At 69.3% G+C, this 6,789-nt stretch carries 7 protein-coding genes; 6 read left to right on the top strand and 1 reads right to left on the bottom strand.

Annotation, left to right across the window (positions count from 1 at the left end):
• On the bottom strand, window positions 1-201 hold a 201-nt coding region (locus tag AC2W7C_RS11785), incomplete at its 3' end, for a hypothetical protein (protein ID WP_486001609.1).
• A 451-nt stretch (window positions 202-652) separates the two neighbouring features.
• Between AC2W7C_RS11785 and flgK the strand changes: the two genes are divergently transcribed.
• The 6 genes from flgK to AC2W7C_RS11755 all read left to right on the top strand — a co-directional run bounded on the left by flgK (window position 653) and on the right by AC2W7C_RS11755 (window position 6,534).
• A complete protein-coding gene (gene flgK, locus AC2W7C_RS11780; RefSeq protein ID WP_486001608.1) occupies window positions 653-1,693 on the top strand; it encodes a flagellar hook-associated protein FlgK in 1,041 nt (346 codons plus the stop codon).
• Entirely contained in the window at window positions 1,684-2,766 is a 1,083-nt protein-coding gene (locus AC2W7C_RS11775) for a flagellar basal body rod C-terminal domain-containing protein (protein ID WP_486001607.1), read from the top strand. The genes flgK and AC2W7C_RS11775 overlap by 10 nt, the downstream gene beginning before the upstream one ends.
• 187 nt (window positions 2,767-2,953) lie before the next feature.
• The gene (locus AC2W7C_RS11770; protein ID WP_486001606.1) at window positions 2,954-3,691 is read left to right on the top strand and encodes a flagellin; all 738 of its coding nucleotides are present in this window, start codon (window positions 2,954-2,956) and stop codon (window positions 3,689-3,691) included.
• A gap of 64 nt (window positions 3,692-3,755) precedes the next feature.
• Complete coding sequence (locus AC2W7C_RS11765; protein ID WP_486001605.1) at window positions 3,756-4,997, top strand: putative DNA modification/repair radical SAM protein; 1,242 nt, start codon at window positions 3,756-3,758, stop codon at window positions 4,995-4,997.
• Window positions 4,997-6,064 carry a TIGR03915 family putative DNA repair protein gene (locus AC2W7C_RS11760; protein WP_486001604.1) on the top strand — a complete coding sequence of 356 codons (1,068 nt, stop codon included), beginning with the start codon at window positions 4,997-4,999 and terminating at the stop codon, window positions 6,062-6,064. The genes AC2W7C_RS11765 and AC2W7C_RS11760 overlap by 1 nt, the downstream gene beginning before the upstream one ends.
• Window positions 6,064-6,534, top strand: a complete 471-nt coding sequence (locus tag AC2W7C_RS11755) for a UdgX family uracil-DNA binding protein (protein WP_486001603.1) — start codon at window positions 6,064-6,066, stop codon at window positions 6,532-6,534. The genes AC2W7C_RS11760 and AC2W7C_RS11755 overlap by 1 nt, the downstream gene beginning before the upstream one ends.
• The last annotated feature ends 255 nt before the right edge of the window (window positions 6,535-6,789 follow it).

Genomic DNA, 6,789 nt, shown 5'->3' with positions numbered 1-6,789 from the left:
GACCATCACCGCGGCTGCGGAGGCGGCCTTGTCCGCCGTGGGGTCTGGCAGGGCGACGTCCGTGTCCGAAGCCGGCGCCGTCTCGACGTCGATCACGGCGGCGAGCAATCCCTCGAAGCCCACGGTGTCGCCGGCCGGGGACCCTTGCGGGGTCGCCGGCAGGGCGGGCGCGATCATGGACAGCAGGGCTTGCGCGGACATGGGGCCTGGGGCGGGTCGCCGAAGGGGTGGATTGGCGCCTGCTGCGCCGGACATTCGGACCTCGCGGCGCAAGTCGCGGGCCAAACGGTCAAGTCTTTGTTATTGCCGGATTATGCTCTCCATCGACGGCGGCGGCCCACCCCGAAGCGAGGTCCAAACTTGCCGCGTGCCGACGATTCTTCGCGCCGCGCGTCGAAAAACACCGTCCGAAGCGTTCGCATGGACGTTCTGAAGCGGATGATCCGCGGACTGTGGGGGCGAGGTCGTCAATCCCGGACGCCTCCGTCCGCGAATTGGCCCGCGGCTTGCGCGCCTATCGTGCCATGACCGAGGCGCGAAACGCGAATATGCGTAATTTCAGCAGCTTGGCCTGGAGGCGCGTGAGCGCCGCCGGGCAAAAAACGCGCGCCGCCCAGCAGGCCTTGCCGGGCGCGCGCATGGAGCCCCGCGCATGTCGCTGAACGCCATCATGAACACGGCGAACTCCGGTCTGGTCGCGGCCCAGACCCAGCTTCGCGTGGTCTCGGACAACGTCTCCAACGTCAACACGCCCGGCTACGTCCGCAAGATCGCCGACCAGCAGACCCTGGTCAGCCAGGGAATCGGGTCCGGCGTGGAGGTGGCGCGGATCCGCCTGGCCACCGACCGTTTCCTGCAGGCGGCCAGCCTGAACGCCGGAGCCGAGGCCTCGCGCCAGGGCGTGCGCCACGAACTGTATGACCGCATCCAGTCGCTGTTCGGCGATCCCGGCGGCAAGACCGGCTTCTTCTCGCAGGTCGACGGCGTTTTCGCCGCCTTCGCCGCGAGCGCCGAGGACCCGACCTCGTCGCCGCGCCGGCAGGACGCCTTGTTCAAGACCCAGGCCCTGTTCGACGAGGCCAGCCGGATCGCCAAACAGATCCAGGCCGTGCGCGAGGACGCCGACGGACGGGTCCAGAGCGCGGTGGAGAAGGCCAACAGCCTGCTGCAGCAGATCGAGGGGCTGAACCTGGAAATCGCGCGGGCGACGGTGGTCAACGGCGACGCCTCGGGCGCCGAGACCGCCCAGTCGGCGCTGATCGGGCAGCTGGCCGAGCTGATGGACATCCGCGTGACGGTTCGGCCGGTCGGCGGGGTGTCGATCCGCACCGGCAACGGGACGCTGCTGGCCGGCGAAGGGGCGGCGACGCTCGGCTACAACCGCGCCGGCACGGTGACGGGCGAGACGGCCTTCAACGAGATCTGGATCACCGAACCCGGCGGACAGAAGCGCGCTCTGCTGGACAGCGTCACCTCGGGCGAGATCAAGGGCCTGGTCGAGCTGCGCGACATCGAGGCGCCGGCCGCGGCCGAACGGCTGGCCGAGCTGATCACCCATGTGGCCGACGAGCTGAACCGCGCGCACAACGCCAACACCTCGGCGCCGCCGCCGACCAGCCTGACCGGCCGCAACGTGGGCCAGTCGTTCGAGAACGCCATCGCCGGGTTCACCGGCCGTCGACCGTGGCGGTGACCAATGCGGCGGGCGTGATCCAGGCACGGGCCGACATCGTCTTCAGCGGCGCGACGATGACGATCAACGGCGTGGCGACGACGCCCGCCAACTTCCTGGCCGACCTGAACGCCCAGTTGGGCGGGGCGGCCACGGCCAGCTTCGTGGACGGCAAGCTGACGATCGCGGCCTCGGGGACCAATGGAGTGGCGGTCGCCGACGACCCGACCACGCCGTCGAACAAGTCCGGGCGCGGCTTCTCGCACTATTTCGGCCTGAACGACCTGATCTCGACCGACCGGCCGGCGCTGTACGACATCGGGCTGACGGCGGCCTCGCCCCACGGCTTCACGCCGGGCGAGACCCTGACGCTGCGATTCACCGGCGAGAGCGGCGCCAAGCTGCGCGACCTGGAGGTGACGGTGCCTCCGGGAGGGACGGTCGGCGACCTGATCAACGCGCTGAACGACCCGGCCAGCGGCATCGGGCGGTTCGGCTCGTTCTCCCTGGCTGCGGACGGCACGCTGAAGTTCACCGGCGTGGGCAATCCGCCGCCCCGGCTGAGCGTTTTGGAGGACCGCACGACGCAGGTTCCGTCGGGCGTCTCGGTGACCGAGCTGTTCGGGATCGGCGGGGGCGTTCGCGCCTCGCGGGCCGACGGCTTCTCGCTCAGGGCCGACATCCGGCAGAATCCTTCGAAGCTGGCGCTGGCCCAGCTGAACCTGGCCGTGGCGCCGGGCGTCTCGGCGATAAGCACCGGCGACGGGCGAGGGGCGCTGCTGCTGGCCGACGCCGGCGAGCGGGCGGCCAACTTCCAGGCGGCGGGAGATTCGGCGGGCGGATTGATCTCGGTCTCGCGCTACGCCTCGGAACTGGCCGGCGACATCGGCGGCAAGGCGGCGGCGGCCGAGAACCGCAAGAACACCGCCCAGGCGCTCTACAGCGAGGCCACGGCGCGCCAGACGGCGCACGAGGGGGTCAACCTGGACGAGGAGCTGGTGCTGATGACGACCTATCAGCAGGCCTACAACGCCTCCGCGCGTCTGATCCAGGCGGCCAAGGACATGTACGACACGCTTCTGGGGATGGTGTGATGACCCGCGTCGCGACCTTCGGAAACTATCAATCGGCCCTGCTGGACCTGATGAAGGCCCAGACCCGGGCGGCCGAGGCCCAGGAACGGTCTCGACCCAGAAGAACGCCACCGACCTGACCGGGTTCGGGCGTCAGTCCGAAACGCTGACGGCGCTGAAGGGCGCGCAGAGCCGCATCCAGGGCTTCATGGACACCTCCGAGGCGGTGACGGCGCGGCTGACCACCCAGGACCTGGCCCTGACCCAGATCGGCGACGGCGTCGATGCGCTGAGGAAGGCGGTGGGCAACGCGCTTTCGACGGACTCGGCCGGGTCGCTGATGCTGGAGATGGAAGGGCAGTTCCAGACGATCCGCGGCGGGCTGAACATGCGCCACCAGGGCGGCTACCTGTTCTCGGGCGCCAAGACGAATACGCCGCCGCTGGACATCGCCAACCTGGCCGAGCTGCAGGCCGCGCCCAGCGTGGCGTCGATCTTCCACAACGACACCCTGAAGACCGCCAGCCGGGTGGCCGACGGCACGACGCTGGAAACCGGCTTCCTGGCCGACGAGGTCGGCGCGGATGTGATGAGCATCCTGCGCGACATCCAGACTTATCACACCGGCCCGAACGGCCCGCTTTCCGGCAAGGTGACCGAGGCGCAGAAGACCTTCCTGACCACTCAGCTGTCGCGGCTGGAGCAGGCGGCGACCGGCGTGATCGACAAGACCGCCAAGACCGGCTCCCTGGCCAACCAGGTCGAGAGCGTCACCGCCAGTCACAAGGCCCAGCTCGGGTCGCTGGACGAACTGGTGTCGAACCGGACGGACGCCGACATGGCCCGGGCGGTGACCGACCTGCAGCTGTCGCAGATCGCCATCCAGGCCTCCGCGCAGGTGATCAGCCAGCTGCGCCAGGTGTCGCTGCTCAACTTCCTGAGCTGACGCGACAAATTATCCGAACGGCCACGCTGGACCCCTTCCTTGAAGGGGAACATAAAGCGAACAAATGGCCCAACTCGATCTCCGCAGGAAGCTGTCGATCCTCGCCGACGCGGCCAAGTACGACGCCAGCTGCGCGTCATCGGGAACGTCGAAGCGCGACTCCGTGAGCGGCAGGGGCGTCGGCTCCACCGAGGGGATGGGCATCTGCCACGCCTACACGCCGGACGGGCGGTGCGTGTCGCTGCTGAAGATTCTGCTGACCAATTTCTGCATCTACGACTGCGCCTACTGCATCAACCGGGCGTCCTCGAACGTGGAGCGGGCGCGGTTCGGGGTGGACGAGGTCGTCGCCCTGACGCTGAACTTCTACAAGCGCAACTACATCGAGGGCCTGTTCCTCTCGTCCGGCATCATCCGCTCGGGCGACTACACCATGGAGCAACTGGTCCGGGTGGCGCGCACGCTGCGCACCGAGCACGACTTCCGCGGCTACATCCACCTGAAGCTGATCCCCGAAGCGGATCCGGGGCTGGTCGAGGAGGCCGGCCTGTACGCCGACCGGCTGTCGGCCAACATCGAACTGCCCCGCGACGAGGCGCTGAAGCGGCTAGCGCCGCAGAAGGACGTGGGCGTCATCAAGAAGGCGATGGGGCAGGTGCGGCTGAGGGCGGAGGCGGCGCGCCCGGAAAAGCGCGATCGGGCCAAGCCCCCGGCCTTCGCGCCCGCGGGCCAGTCGACCCAGCTGATCATCGGGGCCGACGGCGCGCCGGATTCAGAGATTCTGGACCGCTCGGCGTCGCTGTATGGCGGCTACAGCCTGCGCCGGGTCTACTACTCCGCGTTCAGCCCGATCCCGGACGCGTCGTCCGCCCTGCCTCTGGCCAAGCCGCCGCTGGCGCGCGAGCACCGTCTGTACCAGGCCGACTGGCTGATGCGGTTCTACGGTTTCTCGCCGCCCGAGATCGGCGAGGCGATGACGGCGGGCATGCTGGACCTGGCGATCGATCCCAAGCTGGCCTGGGCGCTGAACCGGCGCGACCAGTTCCCGGTAGATGTGAACGCGGCGCCGCGCGAGAGCCTGCTGCGGGTGCCGGGCCTGGGGGTGAAGAGCGTCGACCGGATCGTGTCCGTGCGGCGCTGGCGCAGGCTGAGGCTGGAGGACGTGGCCCGCCTGTGCCGGGGGATCGACAAGGTGCGGCCCTTCATCGTCGCGCTGGACTGGACGCCGGGCGGGCTGACCGACGCGGCGGACCTGCGGGCGCGGCTGACCCCCGAGCCGGCGCCCGCCCAGATGAGCCTGTTTTGATGCGCGTCGCGATCCTGGCGCACGAAACGGACTTCGAGGGTTGGCGCAAGGCTGCGCGCGCTTTCCGGATGCAGGGCGTGCGGCCGGGAGAAGCCCGGTTCGAGATCGCAGGCGAAGGGCAGAGCGATCTTTTCTCCTCCGCTCATCCTCGCGAATGCCGGAATCCAGATGCAGGCTCAATGGAGGTCGGGAAGCTCTCGATGGTTTCCTCTGTGATGGAAGCGGAGACAGTCAATCTGGGTCCCGGCATTCGCCGGGATGAACGGAAAATGAGAGACTTCACCGTTCCCCGCGCCTTCGTCGATCTGGCCCAGGACGTGATCCTGCACCGGTCCGCGGACCGGTTCGACCTGCTGTACCGGCTGCTGTGGCGGCTCCAGGTCGAACCCGAACTGATGCGGGTAGTTGCGGACGCCGACGTCGCCGACGCGCTGGACCGGGCCAAGGGCGTCGGCCGGGCCAGCCACAAGATGAAGGCCTTCGTGCGCTTCCGGCGGACCGAGGGCCCGGAGGGCGAGGCCTGGGCCGCCTGGTTCGAGCCGGCGCACCGGGTGCTGGAGAAGACCGCGCCCTTCTTCGCCCGGCGCTTCGCCACCATGCGCTGGTCGATCCTGACGCCGGACGGCTCGGCCTTCTGGGACACGCGGAGCCTGGCCTTCGGCCCGCCCGCGTCGCGCGACGCGGCGCCGGCGGAGGACGAGGTCGAGGAGTTCTGGAAGACCTACTACGCCTCCACCTTCAACCCGGCGCGGCTGAAGCTTCGGACCATGCAGGGCGAGATGCCCAAGCGGTACTGGAGGAACCTGCCCGAGGCGGCGCTGATCCCGGAACTGACGGCCCGGTCGGCGGTTCGAACTGAGGCCATGGTCGCCGCGCCTGTTCCCGAACCCAATCGCCGCCTGGCGAAGACGCTGTCGCGGATCACCCGCGACCAGGCGTTCGAGGAGGGCTTCGTCCCATCGTCGCTGACCGAGCTGGACCAGGCGGTGCAGGCCTGCCGCCGCTGCCCGCTGTGGCGCGACGCCACCCAGGGCGTCTGCGGGGAGGCGCGCGCAAGGCCCGGCTGATGATCGTGGGCGAACAGCCGGGCGACCAGGAGGACCTGGCGGGGCGGCCGTTCGTCGGCCCGGCCGGCCGCGTGCTGGACGCCGCGCTGGAAGAGGCCGGGATCGACCGCGAGGACGCCTTCGTCACCAACGCGGTCAAGCATTTCAAGCACGAACCGCGCGGCAAGCGCCGTCTGCACAAGACCCCGACGGCGAGCGAGGTCAGCGCCTGCCGCTGGTGGTTGGACGCGGAACGGAGACTTGTGAAGCCGAAGGTGATCGTGACGCTAGGCGGAACGGCGGCGCTGGGAGTGCTGGGGCGCAAGGCGGCGGTGACCAAGGAGCGGGGACAGCCGATGACATTGCCGGACGCGACGGCCCTTCTGACCGTTCACCCGTCCTATCTGCTGCGCATGCCCGATCGACAGGCGGCCGAGCGCGAACGGGGGCGGTTCGTCGACGACCTGATCCGGGCGCGGGCCCTGTTGTAAACCCGTAAATGCTTGAAACTGTGCCTGAACCAACACGCCGTAACGGCGTTGTCATCCGCTGTTGACCGTTTCCCCTCGCGGGCCGTGGTCAAAGCAAGCGGGGCGATTTAGGTAGGGGGCATGGCCGTAGCGGATTTTCAGATCCGACGACGGCGGGGCCTGGGTTGACCCTGCGTCTGGCCGGCGACTGACCGCGACCGAGCTCGGCGCGCCTCGCGCCGGCTGGGCGACGCCCTGCGCAACCGTCCGGTCGCG

The organism is Brevundimonas sp. CURTG3B2_SDJG, assembly GCF_057364705.1.
This window is presented reverse-complemented; position numbering and strand designations above follow the sequence as displayed.